The organism is Hydrosulfovibrio ferrireducens, assembly GCF_046883345.1.
GTDB lineage: Bacteria > Desulfobacterota > Desulfobulbia > Desulfobulbales > Desulfurivibrionaceae > Thiovibrio > Thiovibrio ferrireducens.
Genome location: NZ_JALKCW010000025.1, coordinates 131,648 through 151,204, shown reverse-complemented (window position 1 = coordinate 151,204; position 19,557 = coordinate 131,648). Strand labels below are relative to the sequence as shown.

Here is a 19,557-nt window from a genome sequence, read left to right as displayed (position 1 = left end):
AAAAAATTCGCCTTTCGCCAGCCCCATGCACCTTGCCTGTCCAATTTTCCTTTTTCACTCTAACCTCCAGGGAGTACGAGGCACGCCATGGAAACAGTTGCCGCTGAAAAGGAACTCTTTCGCTCCTGCGAAATCATTTTCGGGCCGGAGCTCACCATTTCCCGGGAATTCCTCGACTATCTCCAGCACTCAGGCATCAAGAGCGCGTACCGCAAGCGGGCCATGGAAACCCACCCGGACCGGGCCGGTCTGGAAAATGAGCGGGAGCAGCGGCAGCGCCACGACCTGTTTCATTCGGTACAGGAGGCCTACGAAAACCTGATCACCTTTCTGGACGCCAAGGAAAGAGGATATTGCCTCCCTCCTCCTGCCCGGCAACCGCGGCCTCGGACTCAGCCCCCCCGCCCGGCGCCAGCCAAGCCCCACCGGCCCCAACAAGCAAAAACGACCCAGAGCGCCTCCCGCCCCCGCCCGCAGACCCAGGCCGGAGCCCGGACACACGCCGATTTTCGGGGCAGCGCAGCCCAGCCTTCCACCTTCTGGGACACGGAAAGCCTCTACCAGGGTCCCCTGCCGAACCGCCGCCTGCTTCTCGGCCATTTTCTCTACTATTCCGGCCTGATCAACTGGCGGACCATTATCCAAGCCCTCATCTGGCAACGTACCGAACGGCCGCGCCTGGGAGAAATCGGCCAGCGCTTCGGCCTGCTCAACGAGACGGATGTGGTCCATATCCTCCGCAATCGTCCGACCATGCAGCCATTCGGCCAGACAGCCATGGATCTCGGCCTCCTTTCCGAGCCGCAGCTTCAGATGCTCGTTTCCCACCAGAAGCGGCTGCAGAAAAAATTCGGTGAATTCTTCCTTGAAAAACAGATCCTCGAACCCCATGAGTTGCGCGCCCTGCTCCAGCAATATCAAGAACACAACGCCAGAATCTCCGGCCAGGCGTACGGCTCAGCCTTCCGGCGCTGAGGCCCTTTTTTTCCTGCATCCCCTCGTGACGGCGCCACGCCACCGGCCTGATTTGTCTCGCCGTTTACCCCTCGAGCCCACAACCGACGCCAATGTACAATAATCTCATCTACCTCCTGGTCGTCATCCTGATTCTCACCACCGGGTCGATTCCGGAACAGCCTCAGATCCCATGGCCTGTTGCCCTGTTGCTCTTTTGCGCCAAGCTCGTTCTGTTCAACCAACTGGCCCGTTATTTTTTCCGGCGCACCCCCGACACCAGCGCGGCCCGCTACCTTGCCGTGGAACAAAGGCTTTCCATCCTGGCCATTGTTTTTCTCTCCTTGGACATCTTCCTGCTGGAGGGGCGCTACTACCTGAGCCGGTTGCCGCTGGCCGAAGAACTCCCGGTTCTTGGCCATCTCTCCGGGGTCATGGTTTTCTTCGGCTACCTCTGCCTCCTCTGGCTGGCAGCACTTCCCAGCTACCAGAGGATCTTTGCCCGAAGCCTCACCGCCCGCTCATTTGTTGCGGCAAACCTCAAAATCAATTTCGCCATTCTGCTCCCATGGCTCATCATCTCCTCCCTGTTCGACCTGCTGCAACACGCCCCCTTTCCCTGGCTGAGAACCTTTCTCGCCTCACCCTGGGGCGAACCGGTTTTGATGCTGCTCTCTCTTTTCGGCCTGGTTTTTTTCCTTCCCCTGGCCATAGTCCGCCTGTGGGGCTGCACCCCGCTCCCGCCCGGACCGGCGCGACAGCGCATCGAAGAGTTCTGCCGCAGCCAGCGGTTGCGGTTTGCCGACATCCTGTTCTGGCCGCTTTTTGAGGGGCGCATGCTGACCGCCGGGGTCATGGGCCTCAGCGGCCGCTTCCGGTATCTCCTTGTCTCCCCCGCCCTGCTCGAAGCCACGACGCCGGAGGAGATGGAAGCCGTCATGGCCCATGAGCTTGGGCATGTCAAGCACTACCATCTCCAGCTCTATCTTTTTCTCTTTCTCGGCTTTGGCCTGCTGGCCCAGATAAGCTCCGCCCCGCTCCTCCTGCTCCTGCTCAGCTCGGACTTTTTTTATCAGTTGATCACCCTGACCGGCACGGCACCGGAAACCATCCTGGCCCTGGCCAGCGCCGGCATCCTCTTCGTCATGATGCTTGTCTACTTCCGTTTCATCTTTGGTTTTTTCATGCGCAACTTTGAACGCCAAGCAGACCTCTATGCCTTGAGCGCCATGGGGCATGCCTCTCCTCTGATCCGGGTCTTCGAAAAAATCGCCCTGCTCGGCGGCAATATCCGCGATCTGCCCAGTTGGCACCATTTCGGCCTGGGGCAGCGCATCGATTACCTGCACCGCTGCGAAACCGCTCCAGCCGTAATATCCCGCCATCACCGCAAGGTCCGCCTGGCCTTGGTCTTCTATGCGGCAATCCTGCTGGCCGGCGGTTTCGCCGCCTGGCGCATGCCCCAAGATCTTCTCGGCGAAACCCCGAAAGCCAGATTCGCCGAGGCGCTTATCCGGCAAAAAATACAGGAACAGCCTGGCAACGGCCTCTGGTTCCAAGTCCTGGGCGATCTTCACTACAGCCGCAACCGGGAACCCGAGGCCCGCGACGCCTATGAGCAGGCGCTCCGCCTTTCCCCCGCCAACACGGAGGCGCTGAACAATCTGGCCTGGCTCCTGCTCACCGCCCAGGAACCGGGGCTGCGCGACCCGGAAAAAGCCCTGTTTTTGGCCCATAAAGCAGCCGCTGCGAACAGAACCCCGCATGTGCTCGACACCCTGGCCACCGCATACTGGGCAACAGGCAATAGGGAAAAGGCGTTGGCCATTGAAGAGGAAGCCCTGACCCGCACAAAAACGCATCAGGCCTTCTACCGCAGCCAGATGGAAAAATTCCGCACGACCGAATATTCATCCTCCACCCTCTTCCCGGAACCCGGGCGGAATTCGGACCTTCCTTAGAGGAAACAGATGGCGACACAGGGTTTGGTTATCATCAACACGGGACACGGCAAGGGGAAAACCACGGCGGCCTTCGGGCTGGCGTTGCGGGCGGCGGGACAGGGGCTGAAGGTCTGCATTATTCAGTTCATCAAGGCACAGGCAAAAACCGGCGAGGCGCAAGCCTTGACCGCAGCCTTTCCCGGCCAGATTGAACTGCATCTCGCCGGCACCGGCTTTACCTGGCAGCAGGACAAGGAGGTCGTCAAACAGGCGGCCCTGGCAGGCTGGCAACTCGCCAGGGAAAAAATCCTGAGCGATGGATACGACCTGGTCGTACTCGACGAGCTGACCTATCTGCTCGGCTTCGGCATTCTCACGGAAGCGGAGGTCATCTCCCTGCTGCGGGAGCGACCGAAACGGCTGCATCTGGTCATCACTGGCCGCGATGCAGCGCAGGGGCTCATGGAATACGCGGATCTGGTCACCGAGATGCGCGCCGTAAAACATCCCTTTCAGCAGGGGATCACAGCCCAGAAGGGGATTGAATTCTAAGGCAGGCGCGCCGCGTTCATCTGCCGCCCTGCCCGGCCCGGCCGGAAATACAGGAGAGATTCGTAAGGGTGTCCCCGCGTTGCAAGGCCTGGCCGATGGCCGCGCCAAAGGCGAAAGCCTCTTCCTGCTGCTCCCGGCTGTGTCCGTAGCGCGGATAATAGCGGCCAAGCCATGGGGACCGTTCCGGCACCCGGCCGGCAAGCTTGAGGAATACCCCGATGGTTCGCCAGGGCTCCTTGCTGGGATGGGCAAAGATCATCTTCCCCACCACCTTGGCCCCGCACCGCGCAAGCTGAAAACGCAGGCTCAACCAGTGCATCCGCCAGTAGCCCCGGCAGGAAATCAGGGGCAGCACCTGCCGGCCTGCAAAAAGCCTTGCCCCATCGCGGTCGAGCAGGGAGAGAACCGGGCCGCTGGGATTATAGGACCAGGTGGGCCCGGCCAGCACGATCAGGTCATAGTCTTCCCAGCAGAGGGGAGACAGCGGCTGAATGGGCATCCTGACCCGCAGAAAGGTGAGGAGCATCATGACCAGGGTAGCCGGCACGGTGCCGATGGGGAATTTGCCCGGAACAAGGGGCTGCAGCCGCTCGCAGACCAGATGCACCCCCTGTCCCTCAAGACCTGCGCCGAGACGGTGCACCAGCCCGCTGGTCTGGGCGCTGAGCGAATAATAGAGGATGAGAACCTTCACCGGTTGGGAATCCGAGAGCTGATTTTTTTACGGCGCATTGCCGACGAGGCCGGGTTTTCTTCCACCGGGCCCGGCCTCGCCATTGCACTTTTTTTCATTACGACCCCGGACAATATCGGGTACAGTCCTTATACCATATATAATGCTATCCCTGAAGAGGGAAACCTGCCCCAACAGGGGACAAACGAGCCTTCCCGCACACACGCAGAGCCCTTCACCCCGGATGTCCACCCATGCCTGAGACACACGAAATACTCATTGTCGGCGCCGGCCTTTCCGGCTTAAGCACCGCCCATTTCCTGCACACCAGCGCGCCGGACCTGGACATCCTCATCCTTGAACAGGATGGGCGCCCCGGCGGCGCGGTCCGCTCTTTTAAGGAAAACGGCTACCTGGCCGAGTGGGGCCCGCACGGCTTTTTGGACAACAATCCGGCCAGCCGCGCCCTGCTCAGCGAAACCGGCCTGGACCGCATTGCCCAGAAAGCCCCCTTGGGCAATTTTGTCCGCTATGTCTGCCACGGCGGCAAGCTGGTGCAGTTGCCGCAGAAACCGCAGGCCCTGCTCGCGACCCCGCTCTTATCCCCCCTGGGAAAATTGCGCCTGTTGGGCGATCTTTTCAAAAAACCGCGCTCCGCCGAGCAGAGCGTGGGCCAGTGGGCGGCATACCGCTTCGGCGCCGAGATTCTGCCCCTGGTGGATGCCGCGATCACCGGCACCTTTGCCGGGGATTATGAGCGGATCAGCATCGATGCGGTGATGCCCGGGGTGCGGGCCCTGGAAAAGGAAGCCGGTTCGGTGCTCAAGGGGCTGCTCCGAAAAAAGAAAGGCGCACAGGGCGCGACGCTGCCGGCCATGACCAGCTTTCCGCAAGGCATGGAGCAGCTCATCACCACCCTGGCCGCCGGGCCGAACATCCACTACCACAGCCCGGTGCGGGCAGTCACCCACCAGGGTGAAGCATGGGAGCTGCACACCGAAACCGGAACCTACCGGGCAGCCACCGTCATTCTCGCCCTGCCCGTCAACCGCGCCTTGGCGCTGCTGGCCTCCCATGCCCCGCCCGTGCCCGCCATCCCCACGGCCCGGATCGCCACCGTGGCCCTGGGCTTCACCGACAAGGCGCAAGTGCCTTTCGGTTTCGGCTATCTGGCCCCGGAGCGGGAAAAACGCTTTGCCATGGGCGCGCTTTTTTCCACCCATATGTTTCCCGGCCGCGCCCCGCAGGGCAGAGTGCTGATGGAGGGGCTGGTCGGAGGCCGCCGCCACCCGGAACGGCTGGAACTCGACGACGAAGAACTGGTCAGCCGGATCTATGACGATCTCCGGCAACTGATCCACCTGCCCGAGCCCCCCTGTTTCCATCGGGTGCTGCGCGGCGACAGCGGCATTCCCCAACTGGAAATGGGCTACCCCGCGCTGCTGGCTTGGAAGGATGCCATGGAGCAGCGCCTGGAAGGCCTGCATCTCTGCGGTTTTGGCTGGGAAGGAATCGGCATGAACGACATGATGAAGACGGCCAAGACAGTGGCCGAGAGGATACTGCACCGGGTGGGCGGAAAGAGACAACAGCCCGAGGTCAAGCCGGTTTATTTTTAAGGGTCGGCAAGGAACCTCCCGTTACGATACTTTCGGCACGGGCTGTGCGGCCCCCCGTTCGCTTGACCAGGCGCGGGAATACTGCGCCATGGTTTTGTCGAAGCATTCCGGGCAGAACCCATGGGACACCCGCACCTCGGACTCGATCATCTGCTCAAGCCAATCCCCTTTGCATTTCACCCTGCGACACACACAGCAAACGGTTCGCATACCCCCCCCCTTGTCGTGATTACCCAGGCCCCCGCCCCGGGATGGTTAGTGCGTCCTGCTTTCCCTTTACCCCTGATTTTTCAAACGCTCCACCAGATGCTCCACCTGCCCGCGGATGGAACCGCTGCGGACAATGGCTTCAGTAATGACCCGGATGGAATGCACCACCGTGGAATGATCACGGTTAAACGCCTTGCCGATTTCGGACAGCGCTTCCTCGGTGAGCTTCCTGGCCAGGTACATGGAGACCTGCCTGGGAAAGGCGATGGTCTTTTTCCTTGCCTTTGACTGCATCTCTTCGATGGAAACATCAAACTGGCCGGCCACGAAATTCCGGATCAGCACGGAGGACAACTCCTGGCGCTGCCCGATGATCCCGGCGACGATCTCCTTGACCATGTCCAGATCCGGCAGGGTCTTGTGCAGGGAGGCCTTGGCCTTCAGGCCGATGATGGCGCTTTCCACCCGCCGGATATCGCCCTGGATCCGGTCGGCCAGGAACTCGATGATCTCCCCGGTGAGGGTCAATTTGTTGTTGCGGGCCTTACGCTCGATGATCAGGCAACGGGTCCGCCGGTCCGGAGGATTGATGGTGGTAATCAGCCCGGAGGAGAGCCGGGAACGCACACCGTCATCAATGTCCGGGATATTGCGCGGGGAAACCGCCCCGGTGAAAATAACCTTTTTCCCGCAATCCATCAGAACATCAAGGGCCTCGGCCAGCTCGGCCTGGGTCTTGGTGCGGCCGGCCAGGGATTGCACATCCTCCATCAGCAGCACATCACACTGGTTGTGATATTTTTCCTTGAAATGATCCATGGTGTTATTCTTGATGCTGCGGACCATCTCGGAGGTGAGCTGCTGGGAGGTGACATAATGCAGCCGGGTTCCGGGGGAATGGCTCGTTACATAGTGAGCCACCGCATGGGTCAGATGGCTTTTGCCCAAGCCCGTTCCCGCTTCGATAAACAGGCAGGGGCTCAAGGCGGAATCGCCGCCGGCCATGGCCTCGCAGGCCGCGTAGGCCATGGCGTTTGACTCGCCAACCATGAATTCGTCAAAGGTATACCGCGGATGCAGGGTGCGCACCGTGGAGCGAGCCACGGGCATGCTCGGCAACCGGAGCTGGCTCTGTTTCTTTTCCGGTTCCGGCAAGAGGGGTTGCTCTTTTTGCGCTGCGCCAACCGAAAGGCGCACCGCCCCGCCGGTAAAGCCGGCATCCTGCAAGGCGTTCTGAATATCGGTCAGATAGTTCTCCCTGACCCAGGAACAGAAATACGGATCAGGCCCAGCCAGTTCGACGCTCTGGGCATCGAATTGAACGCATTGCAAGGGTTCGATCCACAGCTTGAAGTCGCTGTCGGAAACTTTTTGGGACAAAACACTCTTAACTCGCTGCCAAAGCATCTTTTTCCCCTGGTTCAGTCACGAAAAAACAACCGATTAAAGCGAATTGAGACCGCTGAGATAATTTCTGCCCGTTTTTTTAAAGGAAAACCATCCCCCTGTCAAAACCGGTCTCACGGAATTTCTCACCCGTTGTCCGCCAAGTTTTCAACAGCCCATAACCCCAAGTAAACGGGCGAAAATCTCCTTAAAACCCTCTAAAAACCGGATATCTCGCCCATTTCCCCACCGAGGGCAAAAAACGCAAAATTCCATGTGGTTAGAACCGGAAGGGGAGGAGAAAATATCATTTCATTAACCGCTAAATCTTCATCATTTCTCTTCATAGCTCGATATTACTGCTATTATCTCGTTTTATCTTCTTTCCAGTTCAGGCTTTTTTTCACTATTCCCGGCATGCCCCTGTTCTGTCGTATTTTTCCCCTGGAAACATTTTTTTTGTGCTATACGTAAGAAAGTTTACCCCTCAGGAGACCTGCCATGGATCCAACCCAGCTCATCCCGACCCCAGACACCATCCCGGCGCCCTGGGAATTTTTCCAGCTCCTTCTTATCCTGACCTTTTTCGCCCACCTTGTGTTCATGAACGCTATGCTGGGCAGCGCCATGATCGCGCTGGTCAGGGAAATGCGGGCCAAGCCCGCCGACCCGCCCCCCTGCCGGGATATCGCAGGCATCCTGCCATATACCATCGCCTTTGCCGTGAACTTCGGGGTGGCGCCCCTGCTTTTTCTCCAAGTGCTTTACGGCCATTTCATCTATACCAGCTCCATCCTCATGGGGGCGTACTGGCTTTCCATCATCGGGCTGCTCATTCTCGCCTACTACAGCGCCTATCTGTATAAGATGGGCGGCGACCTGCCACGGGCCACCCGAATACGGGCCCTGACCACGAGTATCCTGCTCTTGCTGATCATTGCCTTTCTCTTTGTCAACAATCTCACCCTGATGCAGACGCCCCAGCACTGGAACGCCTATTTTCAGAGGCCGGACGGCACCCTCCTCAACCTGGCCGACCCGACCCTGCTGGCCCGCTACCTCCATTTTGTCGTGGCCTCCGTGGCCATGGGCGGTCTTTTCCTGGCAATTCTCGCCCATTTTCAACAAAAAAAAGGCGTGGTCGGGGCCGAAAACCGGTTGCGCGGTGGAATGCAATGGTTCACCTACGCCACAATGGTTGAAATCGGCATCGGCATCCCCTTTCTTTTTTCCCTGCCCAAAAATGTGCACCAACTCTTTGTCGGCGGTGCTCTCCTGCATACCGCCCTGTTCACCGCCTCCCTCGTCACGGCCTTTTTCGCTCTTTACTACGGCGCCAAGGAACGGGTCTGGCCGGCCACCAGGACCATGGGGACAACCATCCTCCTCATGGTCCTGGTGCGGGATCTGGCCAGGCAGGCCTATCTGGCCCCCTATTTCCATCCCGCCGACCTGCAGGTCGTGCCGCAGTGGTCGCCGCTGGTGCTCTTCCTGGCCATTCTGGTTATCGGGGTTGCGGTGGTCGTCTACATGCTGAAACTCGCGGCCCGGGTGCCTAGGGAGGTGCGCTGATGAACTATCCGGTCTGGCAGTTGGCTTTCTCCGGCGGCGGCCTGCTCATCGCCCTGATCGCCGTGCTTCATGTATACATCTCCCATTTCGCCATCGGCGGCGGCCTCTTTCTGGTGCTCACCGAGATTAAGGGCTACCGGGAAGGCTCGCAACCCATCCTTGACTACACCCGGCAACACACCAAGTTTTTCCTGCTCCTCACCCTGGTGCTCGGCGCCATAACCGGGGTGGGCATCTGGTTCACCATCGCCCTCATCGCCCCGGCCGCCACCTCCATTCTCATCCATAATTTTGTCTTCGGCTGGGCCATCGAGTGGGTATTTTTTCTCGGGGAGATCGTGTCGATCCTCATCTACTACCAGACCTTCGGCCGCATGGAGCGGCGCAGCCATCTGCTCATCGGCTGGCTCTACTTCATCTTCGCCTGGCTCTCCCTCTTTGCCATCAACGGGATCATCGGCTTCATGCTCACCCCGGGCGAATGGCTGGCCACCGGCAACTTCTGGGACGGCATCTTCAATCCCGCCTTCTGGCCGGCCCTTTTCTTCCGCACCTTCCTCTGCCTCATGCTGGCGGGGCTGTATGGCTTTCTCACCTCCACCGCGATCAAGGAAGAAGCCTTCCGGTTGCGCATGGTCCGCTACTGCGCCGCCTGGCTCCTTGCCCCCTTCCTGCTGTTCCTGGCCTCGGCCTGGTGGTACGTCCAAGCCCTGCCCGAGCCGCAACGGGCCTGGATTGCAAACTTCAGCCCGGAACTGGCCCCCTTTCTCACCGTCTTTCTCTGGGCTTCGGTGCTTCTTTTCCTTGGCGGCCTGATCATGGTGATCCGGCTGCCGAAAACAGCCACCCGCTCCCTGGCCGTGGTGCTGCTGCTTCTCGGCATCACCTACATGGGCGCTTTTGAGTACATCCGGGAGGGCAGCCGACGGCCCTTTACCCTGTACGGCCACATCTACGCCAACTCCATCCTGGTCAAGGATCTCGGCGCGGTCCAGGCCAAGGGCATCCTCGCCTCAGCCAAATGGACCGGCAAGGAGATCACCGCGGAAAACCGGCTGGTGGTTGGCCGGCAGCTCTTCAACATCATGTGCTCCCCCTGCCATTCCGTGGGCGGCCCCATGCGGGACATCAAAAAGATGAGCGCCAAGTACGAATCGGTCTATGCCATGGAGGCGGAGATCAGCGGTCAAGGGCGGCTGATCCGCTGCATGCCGCCTTTTGCAGGCAACCTCCAAGAGCGGCACGCCCTGGCCGCCTATATTATTGAAGGGCTGCACAACAGAAAGGAGCAGACGACGCCTCCCCCGCAACTGTCTGCCCCGCCGCTGGCCCCGCTGCCCTTTGACCCGGAGCAGGACGGCTACGTCCTTATTGCCTGGAACAGCCTTGGCATGCACAGCATCAGCGATGCGGACGGCACTTTCAGCCTCATGCCCCCGGCAAACGATCTTTTTGCCCAGCTTATCAAGCGCGGGCCAATCCCGGAAGTGGTCACCGAGGGAGTGGCGCTTTCCTTCCGCGTGGAACAGGGCTTTGAAAAACCCGCCGCACAGGTGGGGTTCTGGAAAGACCTGCCCGCCCTGTTCGGCCGCAGCCTGCCCGACAATATCGGCCTTTCCGGCCAGGGGCTTTCCGGCGTTATGCAGCGCAAGCAAGGGGGCAGATCCTTTGTCGCGGAGAAGGTTCCGGTGGTCCCCTATCCCGCTCAGGGGGGATACCAGCCCTATCCGAGCTTTACCATCGAGGCCAGGGACAAGACCACCAACACCCTGCTTGCCGCCACCCGCATGGTGGCCCCGGTTGCAACCGAGATGGGCTGCAAGACTTGCCATGGCGGAGGGTGGCGCAGGGGAAACACCGGAATCTCAACCGCCGCGGCGCAAGACATCCTGACCATGCATGACCGGTTTCACAAAACCAAACTTGCAGCCCAGGTCAAGGCAGGCAAGCCCGTCCTCTGCCAGAGCTGCCATCCGGACCCGATACTGAACGGACCCGGCAAAGCAGGGCTTCTCAACCTCTCCGCCTCCATCCACGGCTTCCACGCCAACTTTCTCGGCGGCCGGGGCGCCGAAGCCTGCGCGCTCTGCCACCCGAGCAGCCCGCAGGGAGCCACCCGTTTCCTCCGCGGCATCCACCATGAGGCCGGACTTGACTGCACCACCTGCCACGGCGCCCTGGAAGACCACGCCCTGGCCCTGCTTTTGGCGGAAAAACAGGCGGGAAAACCCGGAGCCCAGCGGCTCATGCAGCACCTCACCCCACAGGGAGCAACACCCCTTGCCGGGATTCAGCCGCGCACTCCGTGGCTGCAGCAACCGGATTGCCTGACCTGCCATGTCAACTTCGGACCGCCGGAGACGGACAGCGCCTTCAATGTCTGGACCACCGGGGCCGACGCCCTGTACCGCAACCGGCACGACGATGCGGGCAGCATCCATTGCGCCGGTTGCCACGGCAGCCCCCATGCCGAGTATCCCGCCACCAACCCCTACGAAAGGGAGCGGGACAACTTCGCTCCCCGGCAGTATCAGTCCAATCCCTACCCGCTGGGCGCCAACCGCAACTGCAAGCTCTGCCATACCGTGGACATGGACACGGACCTGCACCACCCAAATTCCCTGAACATGATGCGGAACACCAGGGAATAGCAGCAATCGCATTTCCGGTTGTTACGCCGTCCCGCTCTCTTGTCAAAGGAGCGGGACGGCGCCATTTCCGCACTTCCTTGCGCCCAACCCCGCATACCACTCCTCCCCGCCTGCACATGGGCTTCACCCATAAAGTTTGGGCTGCATAATTTTATTCTGTGCACTAAAAAAGATATTGACTTCTTAACCGCCCTTTTTTATTATTGCCCCTCAGCAATAATAATTGAAACACAGCCCCACGGAGAACACCCATGCCCACAATTCTGCTCCGCCAAATGCAGAAAGATCAATCCGGCTTCATCACCGCGGTCAAGGTCGGCGGCGAACTTGGCCGGCGTATCCGCGACATGGGCATTGTCCCCGGCACCCGCATCACCATCATGGGCCGGGCACCCCTCTACGATCCGGTGGCGATCAGAATCATGGGCGGCACCCTGACTCTGCGTAACAGCGAAGCAGATTACATCGAGGTGGACGTCGCCAACCCCGAGGAGAAGCTGTAATGGCAACGATCACCATCGCCCTGGCCGGCAATCCCAACGCGGGCAAAACCACCCTCTTCAACACTCTCACCGGCTCCCGCCAGCATGTGGGCAACTATCCCGGGGTCACCGTGGAAAAAAAAGAGGGCGGGTACACCTTCCCCTCCGGTGAACACGCCTCCATCATCGACCTGCCCGGCACCTATTCTCTCACCGCCTATTCGGTGGAAGAGGTGGTGGCCCGCGATTATCTGGTCCAGGAAAAGCCCGATGTGGTCATCAATATCACCGACGCCTCCAACCTGGAACGCAATCTCTACCTTTCCACCCAGTTTCTTGAACTGGGCGTGCCCATGGTCATCGCCCTCAACATGATCGACGTGGCCCAGGATCGCGGCATCAGCCTTGATGCGCAAAAGCTCGCCGAGCTTCTCAAGGTGCCGGTCATCCCCATTATCGCCCGTTCCGGCAAGGGCACCGCCGAACTGATGGGGGCCGCCCTTGCGCTGGCCAAGGAAAACAAGCCTTGGGATCCTCTGTACATCTCGTACGGAGAAGACGTTGACCTCGCCCTGCAGACCATGGCGCAACGCATCACCGCAACCTCGTTCATGACCGAGAACTATGCCCCGCGTTGGCTGGCGCTCAAGTACCTGGAAGGCGACAGCCAGATCCGGGAAAAAGGGCGCGCACACAATCCGGCCGTGGACGCGGAGCTCCAGGAGATTGTGGAGAGAGTCTCCGCCCACCTGCACAAAACCATGGAGACCTATCCGGAGGCCATCATTGCCGACCACCGTTACGGCTACATCAAATCCGTACTCCGCCAGGAGGTGATCACCCATACCTTCGACATCGACCGGCTCCACGCCTCGGACCGGATCGACAAGGTCCTGACCAACCGCTTCCTGGGACCGCTCATCATGCTGGGTGTTCTGCTGGGCCTCTATAAATTCACCTTCACCTTCAGCGAACTACCCGTTGCCTGGCTTGAGACCTTTTTCGGCTGGGCGGGCGATAACCTGAGCAGCTTGCTGCCGGACGGCCACCTCAAGTCCATGCTCATCTCCGGGGTCATCGACGGGATGGGCGGGGTGCTGGGCTTTGTGCCGCTGATCATGTTCATGTTTTTCGGCATCGCCATCCTTGAGGATTCCGGCTACCTGGCCAGGGTCGCCTTCATGATGGACCGGGTTTTCCGGATCTTCGGGCTGCACGGCAGTTCGGTCATGGCCTACATCGTCTCCGGCGGTATTGCCGGCGGCTGCGCCGTGCCCGGGGTCATGGCGGCCCGCACCCTGCGCTCCCCCCGCGAACGGCTGGCCACCCTGCTCACCGTCTCCTTCATGAATTGCGGGGCCAAGCTGCCGGTGCTCGCCCTGCTCACCGCCACCTTCTTTTCCAACAACCAGGCCCAGCTCATGTTCCTGCTGACTTTGCTGGCCTGGGGCGTGGCGCTCACCGCGGCCAAAATTCTGCGGCTCACCGTGTTGCGGGGCGACTCCACCCCCTTTGTCATGGAGCTGCCGCCCTACCGCTTTCCCACCTTCCAGGGGTTGTTCATCCACACCTGGGAACGGACCTGGCAGTATATCAAAAAGGCGGGCACCACCATCCTGACTATCTCCATCCTGATCTGGGCCATGATGACCTTCCCGGGGCTGCCGGCCTCGGAAGAAGAGAACTTCGCCCGGCAGCGCCAGGAAGTAGAGTCTTTGTCCGCCCAGACGCCGGAGGAGGCCCTGCAACGGGAAGAGAAGCTGGCCGCCATCGACAGCGACCGGGCGGGCAGCGGTCTGCGCCACTCCCTGGCCGGCCGGCTCGGCACAGCCATGGAATCCGTGAGTTGGCTGCCCGGTTTTGACTGGCGGACCAATATCGCCCTGGTCGGCGGGTTTGCCGCCAAGGAGGTCATCGTCGCCACTCTGGGCACGGCATACTCCCTGGGCGAAACCGACCCGGAAAATACCGCCTCCCTTTCCGAAACCCTGGCCAAGGATACGCACTGGAACCCGTTGGTGGCCATGGCCCTCATCGTTTTCGTCATGTTTTACGCGCCCTGCTTTGTCACGGTGGTGTGCATCTCCCGCGAGTCCGGCTCCTGGAAATGGGGGCTTTTCTCCATCTGCTTCAACACCGGTTTCGCCTTTTTGTTGGCCACCCTGGTCTATCAGGGTGGCCGGGCGCTGGGATTTGCCGGCTGAGCCAAAACGAGACCAAGGAGGGACGCCATGTGGCAGAACATTATCATTTTTTTGATCATCGCAGCCTGCGTGTTTTTTATCGGCCGCCGCATCCGCCGCCAGCTTGACGGAAGCAAAACCGGCTGCGGCTGCTCGTGCAGCGGCTGCGACAATCCCTCCGCAAAAACAAAGGATTGCCAGACAAAAAACACGCCCCCCTTGCATTAAGACAACAAATAGTCTATATCGGCTATACCTATCCAACCCAATAGCCGAGAAGGGGGGGTTTTCCCGTGGACATTCATCGTCTCGAGGTCTTTTGCAAGGTCGTTGAGCTGAAGAGTTTTACCAAGGCAGCCGAGGCCAGTTTTCTTTCCCAGCCCACGGTGAGCGAACACATCCGCAGCCTGGAAGAGCTGCTCGAAGAGCGGCTGGTGGATCGGTTGGGCCGCGAGGCCCTGCCCACTCAGGCAGGGCAGATCCTTTACAAATACGCGAAAAAAATCATCCGCCTCCGCCAGGAGGCCATGCAGGCCATGGCCGGTTATCGCGGCGAGATGGCCGGCCATCTCGCCCTCGGGGCCAGCACCATCCCCGGCGCCTATGTCCTGCCGCAACGGATCGGCGGTTTCAAAAAACTCCATCCCGCCATCCAGATCACCCTTTCCATCGGCAACTCGCGCACCGTGGCGGACGGGGTTCTGGCCGGCGACACCGAGTTCGGCGTGGTGGGAGCCCGCTGGAGCGATCCGGCCCTGGAATGGCGGGAAATCCTCGACGATGAGCTGGTCCTGGCCGTGTATCCGAGCCATCCCTTTGCCAAAAAAACAGCGGTGGAGCCCGCGCAATTGCTCACCGAGCCGATGATCATCCGGGAACGGGACTCCGGCACCCGCAGGGTGGTGACCCAGTTGCTCGAAAAACACCTGGATCTTTCCCGGTTGCGGATCGTGGCCGAGATGGGCAGCACCGAGGCGGTCCGCCAGGGCGTCAAGGCAGAGGTCGGCATCGCCATCCTCTCCCGCCGGGCCGTGGCCGAGGATATCGAACGCGGCTCCCTGGTGGCTGTGGACGTGAGCGCCATCCGCCTCTCGCGCCCATTTTACCTGATCACCCGGAAAAACCGGCAGCCCTCTCCCATCTGCAGCACCTTTCTCGCTTTCTTGCAACACGGGCCGGATTGATTCGCCGTCCTTGACTTGGATCAAGGCCTTTCGTCGCTTTCCGCGCTATTCTCTGCTCAAAATCATACGTTGAGGTGAGCCATGGAGTGGGACAAGGATGCGGAGCAGGCGGTGGGCACGGTGCCTTTTTTCGTTCGCACGCGGGTAAAAAAAAGGGTGGAAACCGAGGCGCGGCAAGCCGGAGCCGCCAGGATAACGATGGAACATGTCACGGCCTGCAAGCAACGCTCCCTGCATCACCAGGAAAACGAAGTGCAGGGTTTTACCGTGGAATCCTGTTTCGGCCAGAGCGGCTGCCCCAACCGCATCGACACCGGGGAGAACCTGAGCAAACGGCTGGAATCCCTGCTACGCGCGCACAATCTCAAGGAATTCATGCAAGGCCGGGTGTCCGACCCGCTCAAGCTGCACCACGAATTCCGGGTTACCTTGGCCGACTGCCCCAACGGTTGCTCCCGCCCCCAGATTGTCGATATCGGCCTGATCAGCGCCGCCCTCCCTGCACGAAGCGACTCCCCCTGCTCGGAATGCGGGGCCTGCCTTGATGCCTGCCGGGAAAAGGGAATCACCCTCGCTGAACCGGAACCCGGACCGCAATTCGATTGGCGGCGCTGCCTGGCCTGCGGCCAATGCGCCCGGGTCTGCCCGACCGGCGCCATCGCCCAGGGACTCAGCGGCTACCGCATCCTGCTGGGCGGCAAACTGGGCCGCCACCCGCAGCTTGGCCGGGAACTTTCCGGGATCTTTTCCGCGGAAACCACCCTGGCGATCATCGATGCCTGCCTCGCCCATTTCAAGGCGGAGAACAGGCACGGTGAGCGGTTCGGCGAAGTGCTCAACCGCACCGGCCTCGATTTCCTGGCCGCCTATGCCCACAGGAGCGCTTGAATTTTCGCAAAAAAATTCAGCAGGAAGCGGATGATAAACTTGTTGCCGAACAGGACAATGTGCGGTATAAATCCCATCTCATTTATGCGCCCGTAGCTCAGCTGGATAGAGTGTCGGACTACGAATCCGCAGGTCGCACGTTCGAATCGTGCCGGGCGCACCAGCAATAGCAAGGGCTTGGAGTCAATCCAAGCCCTTTTTCTTTTCCCCCGTAGGGCCTCACGCCATTCGCAAAAAAAATACTAAATAATCAGCTAGTTACCATCTGCAAGAAAAGTCACCCGACTCAAAAAAAGCTATATTTTTTTGTCCAACGTGTCCACATGTTGTCCAAATGTTGATTGCTGTTGAAAATCAACCGATGCCGCTACATTTTTACTTTGTCCAAATTTTGTCCATTCTGATTTCTCACTGCTAGCAAAGAACTCCGCTTGTTCGCCCCGTTACAAATTTCAAATATTTTTTCGCAGATCCATTCTTCTCATAATTCGCGCTCATCATATTGATTTGTCGCAAATATACCCTCACAATTTTTTTTTGTAATTTCTGTATCGTATATATGACATAGAAATTACAAACGATTACAGGTAGTTACATTATTTTTCCCCTGTACATGGTTGTTTGAAGGTGGTAAAAGTTGATCATGCTTCACACAACCAGCAGGAGGACAATATGACAGAAGAAAAAATGAAAAAAATGTACAGCCTTAAAGAAGTTGCGGAATTGACCCAAACAAAACCCCAGACTTGGAGAGTTTGGGTCATGCGCGGCAAGTCGCCGATTTTATATGTAAAAATGGGAAAGATTATCCGTTTCCCGGCGACAGAAGTGGAGCGCCTGCTGGCGGGGAGACCTGCAACTCGACGTGTTGGCCGACCATCAAAAGAAGAACTGGCTGCCCGAGAAAGAGAAAAGCGATTTGAGTTTGAGGAGGCGAATAATGATGCAGCCTAACAAAAAAGCGGGGATTGCCGATGTTACGAGCACCGACAACCCCCTAGCCACCAAACATACGCATGGGAGCGATTTCGATGGGTTACACATCATACAGTAAACCTGTATCTTTTGCGAGGGGGGCGGTCACATGATCATTAGAGCTCCCCGACTCAACAATAATTTTTACATTTTGGATAAGCAAATAAGCGAAGATTCTCGCCTTTCCTGGGCTGCGCGAGGCATGTTGATTTACCTCCTTGGCAAGCCAGATGATTGGCGTGTGCAAATTGGACATTTAGTCAAGCAGACATCTAATTCATGCAGGAAAACGGGTAGAGATGGGATCTATGTCCTAATCGAAGAGTTAATGGAAGTTGGTTATGTTACCCGAATGCAAAATCGCGAGGATGGCAAATTTCAATCCACTGATTACATCGTGCACGAAACTACACAAAAACAAGAAGATGATCCGCATCCGGATTTGCCGGATACGGTTTCGCCGGATACGGCAAATCCTCCACAAGTAAGTACTGATATTTCACCTAAAACTGAAAAAACCACCAACCACCAAGCCCCATCCCCAGAAGCCCTTGATCTTGCTCGCCAGCTACTAGTGGCCACGTTGGATGGTGGAGGCCTTGTTAAAAATCCTAGAGGATGGGTGCTTGCCGTCGCGTCACGATTGGATGCACAAGGCGGGCTTGCGGCAGAAGACACAGCGCTGCTTTCTATCTCAGCCAACCAAAAAGCTAAAAATCATCTACCACCTCATTCTAATATCTCTCCCCCCAAGGCTATTCCTGCTGAAGTGGTTTCCCCCACCTTGGAAAAAATAAAATCGACCTTGTCGGAAAAATTAAGTGAAGCAGATCAAAAACTGTGGATCGAACCTCTTATCTGCATTCTTGATGAGGAGGCAAGCGGAAAATTAATTTTGGCAGGGCCTGACCCGTATTTTTGTTCCTGGTTCCGAGATAATTTTTTGGCTGAAATTAAGGCTATTTTGCCCAAAAGGATTGTGACGGTTGAGGCTGTGGGCAGCATAGCGTTAAAGGCAGCATAATAATGAGAGGCTTAAAACGAACATCGAGTGGAGAGATTTCATGGCCAAAGACCAGCAATCCGACGCATCTAGTCCTGCACATTATTCCACCAGCAATTTTGCGTGGAATAATGTGGCGTGTGGTCCTGGTAAGAGTCTTTTGAACGACAGTGAAAAAGTTTCTTATCAGGATGAGCGTCAGCTCAAACACGCCTCAGTTAACTTGGACAATTCCAACCACCAAGGGAACCATGATCAGCTCAAAAAAGAGGAATCTTTTAAACTGATCATCAAAGCACGGGAGCTTGTTAAAACTTGGAAAACGCCGTCACTGGTCACCATGCAACAATATCAGCCTGCCGTGAAAAGACTTCGGCAAAGCAAAAAATGGCCTGAAGACTATGCCCAAACAAAAGATGGGTTTTACTATTATCGCGCCGCCTTGGTTGCCAATGCTCTTTCTGTTCTGCAAAAAACATTAGTGATTATCAACCAGTTGCAAAAAAAAGACGACCCGGCATGGATCAGCGCAACAACCACTCTTGTAGGCCCACTCAAGATTTTGTCTCGTTACCCTCCCGATCAGGAAAAAACACATCTGGGACTAGAGATCAAAAGTCTGTGGCAAGGAGCAAACAAAAATCCGCGTTCGAATGCAAAACGCAAAGGGATCGGCACGCTCCCTCCGAACTGGCGCGCTGATTTCTGGAAAAATTTTCCGGAAAATTCTCCACATCGGCTTGCGCTAGCCATCCTGAGCACAACAGGCTGCAGGCCGAGCGAGTTGAGCAAGGGCGTACAAGTGAAACTCGACGAACACGGCAATCTCAAGGTAAGCATCAGAGGGACCAAAACCCACGACTGCCGTTATGGGCAAGAATACCGTGAACTGACCATCATGGTTGAAAGTAAGGAAGCCCTGTTTTTACAAAATAGCGTCATAGCAAACGCTGAACCCCTGCATGTTACCATCAAAAACCCAAAGGCCTTATCGGAGGCGGTACGGCGGAATTCAAAAAAACTCTGGCCCAGAAGAAAATACGTGGTTTCCCCATACAGCTTCCGGCACCAATTTGCAGCTGATCTCAAAAATGACCTCTATCCTGAAGAGATCGCTATGGCCATGGGGCATTCAGTTTGCAAAACTCAGCAGCACTATGGCACGCGCAATCAAGGGAAATCAGGAGTACCGTTAATCATGGTTACTGCAGAAAAGAACCTTTTTCAAGAAAAGGACCACAGTATCAACTGTAAAATTGTGAGAACAGAATTGGGAGGGTGA

At 58.0% G+C, this 19,557-nt stretch carries 17 protein-coding genes and 1 tRNA gene; 15 read left to right on the top strand and 3 right to left on the bottom strand.

Annotated features, from left to right (window positions below; all coding sequences use genetic code 11):
- Positions 1-87: 87 nt before the first annotated feature.
- The 3 genes from MWR57_RS12855 (at position 88) to cobO (ending at position 3,449) form a co-directional block, all read left to right on the top strand.
- The gene (locus MWR57_RS12855; protein WP_423125228.1) at positions 88-975 is read left to right on the top strand and encodes a DnaJ domain-containing protein; all 888 of its coding nucleotides are present in this window, start codon (positions 88-90) and stop codon (positions 973-975) included.
- 92 nt (positions 976-1,067) lie between these two features.
- On the top strand, positions 1,068-2,915 hold the full coding sequence (locus tag MWR57_RS12850) for a M48 family metallopeptidase (RefSeq protein WP_423125227.1): 1,848 nt from the start codon (positions 1,068-1,070) through the stop codon (positions 2,913-2,915).
- Between the two features lie 9 nt (positions 2,916-2,924).
- Entirely contained in the window at positions 2,925-3,449 is a 525-nt protein-coding gene (gene cobO / locus MWR57_RS12845; protein WP_423125226.1) for a cob(I)yrinic acid a,c-diamide adenosyltransferase, read from the top strand.
- Positions 3,450-3,465: 16 nt separating this feature from the next.
- Here cobO and MWR57_RS12840 read toward each other — a convergent pair whose 3' ends face one another.
- Positions 3,466-4,143 (bottom strand): hypothetical protein, encoded by a 678-nt coding sequence (locus MWR57_RS12840; RefSeq protein WP_423125225.1) that lies wholly within the window; start codon positions 4,141-4,143, stop codon positions 3,466-3,468.
- Positions 4,144-4,376: 233 nt separating this feature from the next.
- Between MWR57_RS12840 and hemG the strand changes: the two genes are divergently transcribed.
- A complete protein-coding gene (hemG, locus tag MWR57_RS12835; RefSeq protein WP_423125224.1) occupies positions 4,377-5,741 on the top strand; it encodes a protoporphyrinogen oxidase in 1,365 nt (454 codons plus the stop codon).
- Between the two features lie 21 nt (positions 5,742-5,762).
- Here hemG and MWR57_RS12830 read toward each other — a convergent pair whose 3' ends face one another.
- Positions 5,763-5,951 carry a hypothetical protein gene (locus MWR57_RS12830; protein ID WP_423125223.1) on the bottom strand — a complete coding sequence of 63 codons (189 nt, stop codon included), beginning with the start codon at positions 5,949-5,951 and terminating at the stop codon, positions 5,763-5,765.
- A 66-nt stretch (positions 5,952-6,017) separates the two neighbouring features.
- A complete protein-coding gene (gene dnaA, locus MWR57_RS12825; RefSeq protein WP_423125222.1) occupies positions 6,018-7,358 on the bottom strand; it encodes a chromosomal replication initiator protein DnaA in 1,341 nt (446 codons plus the stop codon).
- Positions 7,359-7,838: 480 nt separating this feature from the next.
- Between dnaA and MWR57_RS12820 the strand changes: the two genes are divergently transcribed.
- The 11 genes from MWR57_RS12820 to MWR57_RS12770 all read left to right on the top strand — a co-directional run bounded on the left by MWR57_RS12820 (position 7,839) and on the right by MWR57_RS12770 (position 19,557).
- Entirely contained in the window at positions 7,839-8,909 is a 1,071-nt protein-coding gene (locus tag MWR57_RS12820) for a hypothetical protein (RefSeq protein WP_423125221.1), read from the top strand.
- Entirely contained in the window at positions 8,909-11,560 is a 2,652-nt protein-coding gene (locus MWR57_RS12815; RefSeq protein WP_423125220.1) for a cytochrome ubiquinol oxidase subunit I, read from the top strand. The genes MWR57_RS12820 and MWR57_RS12815 overlap by 1 nt, the downstream gene beginning before the upstream one ends.
- Positions 11,561-11,811: 251 nt before the next feature.
- Positions 11,812-12,063 carry a FeoA family protein gene (locus MWR57_RS12810; protein ID WP_423125219.1) on the top strand — a complete coding sequence of 84 codons (252 nt, stop codon included), beginning with the start codon at positions 11,812-11,814 and terminating at the stop codon, positions 12,061-12,063.
- The gene (gene feoB / locus MWR57_RS12805; protein ID WP_423125218.1) at positions 12,063-14,246 is read left to right on the top strand and encodes a ferrous iron transport protein B; all 2,184 of its coding nucleotides are present in this window, start codon (positions 12,063-12,065) and stop codon (positions 14,244-14,246) included. The genes MWR57_RS12810 and feoB overlap by 1 nt, the downstream gene beginning before the upstream one ends.
- A gap of 27 nt (positions 14,247-14,273) precedes the next feature.
- Positions 14,274-14,453: a FeoB-associated Cys-rich membrane protein gene (locus tag MWR57_RS12800; RefSeq protein WP_423125217.1), complete on the top strand. Its 180-nt coding sequence runs from the start codon at positions 14,274-14,276 to the stop codon at positions 14,451-14,453.
- 65 nt (positions 14,454-14,518) lie between these two features.
- Positions 14,519-15,409 (top strand): selenium metabolism-associated LysR family transcriptional regulator, encoded by an 891-nt coding sequence (locus MWR57_RS12795; protein WP_423125216.1) that lies wholly within the window; start codon positions 14,519-14,521, stop codon positions 15,407-15,409.
- A gap of 81 nt (positions 15,410-15,490) precedes the next feature.
- Positions 15,491-16,297, top strand: a complete 807-nt coding sequence (locus tag MWR57_RS12790) for a PCP reductase family protein (RefSeq protein WP_423125215.1) — start codon at positions 15,491-15,493, stop codon at positions 16,295-16,297.
- An 86-nt stretch (positions 16,298-16,383) separates the two neighbouring features.
- A tRNA-Arg gene (locus tag MWR57_RS12785) sits at positions 16,384-16,460 on the top strand.
- 509 nt (positions 16,461-16,969) lie between these two features.
- Positions 16,970-17,251: a helix-turn-helix domain-containing protein gene (locus MWR57_RS12780; protein WP_423125214.1), complete on the top strand. Its 282-nt coding sequence runs from the start codon at positions 16,970-16,972 to the stop codon at positions 17,249-17,251.
- 130 nt (positions 17,252-17,381) lie between these two features.
- Entirely contained in the window at positions 17,382-18,296 is a 915-nt protein-coding gene (locus MWR57_RS12775; protein ID WP_423125213.1) for a hypothetical protein, read from the top strand.
- Positions 18,297-18,336: 40 nt separating this feature from the next.
- A complete protein-coding gene (locus MWR57_RS12770) occupies positions 18,337-19,557 on the top strand; it encodes a site-specific integrase (RefSeq protein WP_423125212.1) in 1,221 nt (406 codons plus the stop codon).

Bases quoted from the DNA above. Each gene is read 5' to 3' on its own strand.
- hemG (WP_423125224.1), top strand. From the start codon at position 4,377: ATGCCTGAGACACACGAAATACTCATTGTCGGCGCCGGCCTTTCCGGC.
- feoB (WP_423125218.1), top strand. From the start codon at position 12,063: ATGGCAACGATCACCATCGCCCTGGCCGGCAATCCCAACGCGGGCAAA.
- MWR57_RS12790 (WP_423125215.1), top strand. From the start codon at position 15,491: ATGGAGTGGGACAAGGATGCGGAGCAGGCGGTGGGCACGGTGCCTTTT.
- MWR57_RS12850 (WP_423125227.1), top strand. From the start codon at position 1,068: ATGTACAATAATCTCATCTACCTCCTGGTCGTCATCCTGATTCTCACC.
- MWR57_RS12815 (WP_423125220.1), top strand. From the start codon at position 8,909: ATGAACTATCCGGTCTGGCAGTTGGCTTTCTCCGGCGGCGGCCTGCTC.
- MWR57_RS12800 (WP_423125217.1), top strand. From the start codon at position 14,274: ATGTGGCAGAACATTATCATTTTTTTGATCATCGCAGCCTGCGTGTTT.
- MWR57_RS12810 (WP_423125219.1), top strand. From the start codon at position 11,812: ATGCCCACAATTCTGCTCCGCCAAATGCAGAAAGATCAATCCGGCTTC.
- MWR57_RS12780 (WP_423125214.1), top strand. From the start codon at position 16,970: ATGACAGAAGAAAAAATGAAAAAAATGTACAGCCTTAAAGAAGTTGCG.
- MWR57_RS12770 (WP_423125212.1), top strand. From the start codon at position 18,337: ATGGCCAAAGACCAGCAATCCGACGCATCTAGTCCTGCACATTATTCC.
- MWR57_RS12775 (WP_423125213.1), top strand. From the start codon at position 17,382: ATGATCATTAGAGCTCCCCGACTCAACAATAATTTTTACATTTTGGAT.
- MWR57_RS12855 (WP_423125228.1), top strand. From the start codon at position 88: ATGGAAACAGTTGCCGCTGAAAAGGAACTCTTTCGCTCCTGCGAAATC.
- dnaA (WP_423125222.1), bottom strand. From the start codon at position 7,358: ATGCTTTGGCAGCGAGTTAAGAGTGTTTTGTCCCAAAAAGTTTCCGAC.
- MWR57_RS12830 (WP_423125223.1), bottom strand. From the start codon at position 5,951: ATGCGAACCGTTTGCTGTGTGTGTCGCAGGGTGAAATGCAAAGGGGAT.
- cobO (WP_423125226.1), top strand. From the start codon at position 2,925: ATGGCGACACAGGGTTTGGTTATCATCAACACGGGACACGGCAAGGGG.
- MWR57_RS12820 (WP_423125221.1), top strand. From the start codon at position 7,839: ATGGATCCAACCCAGCTCATCCCGACCCCAGACACCATCCCGGCGCCC.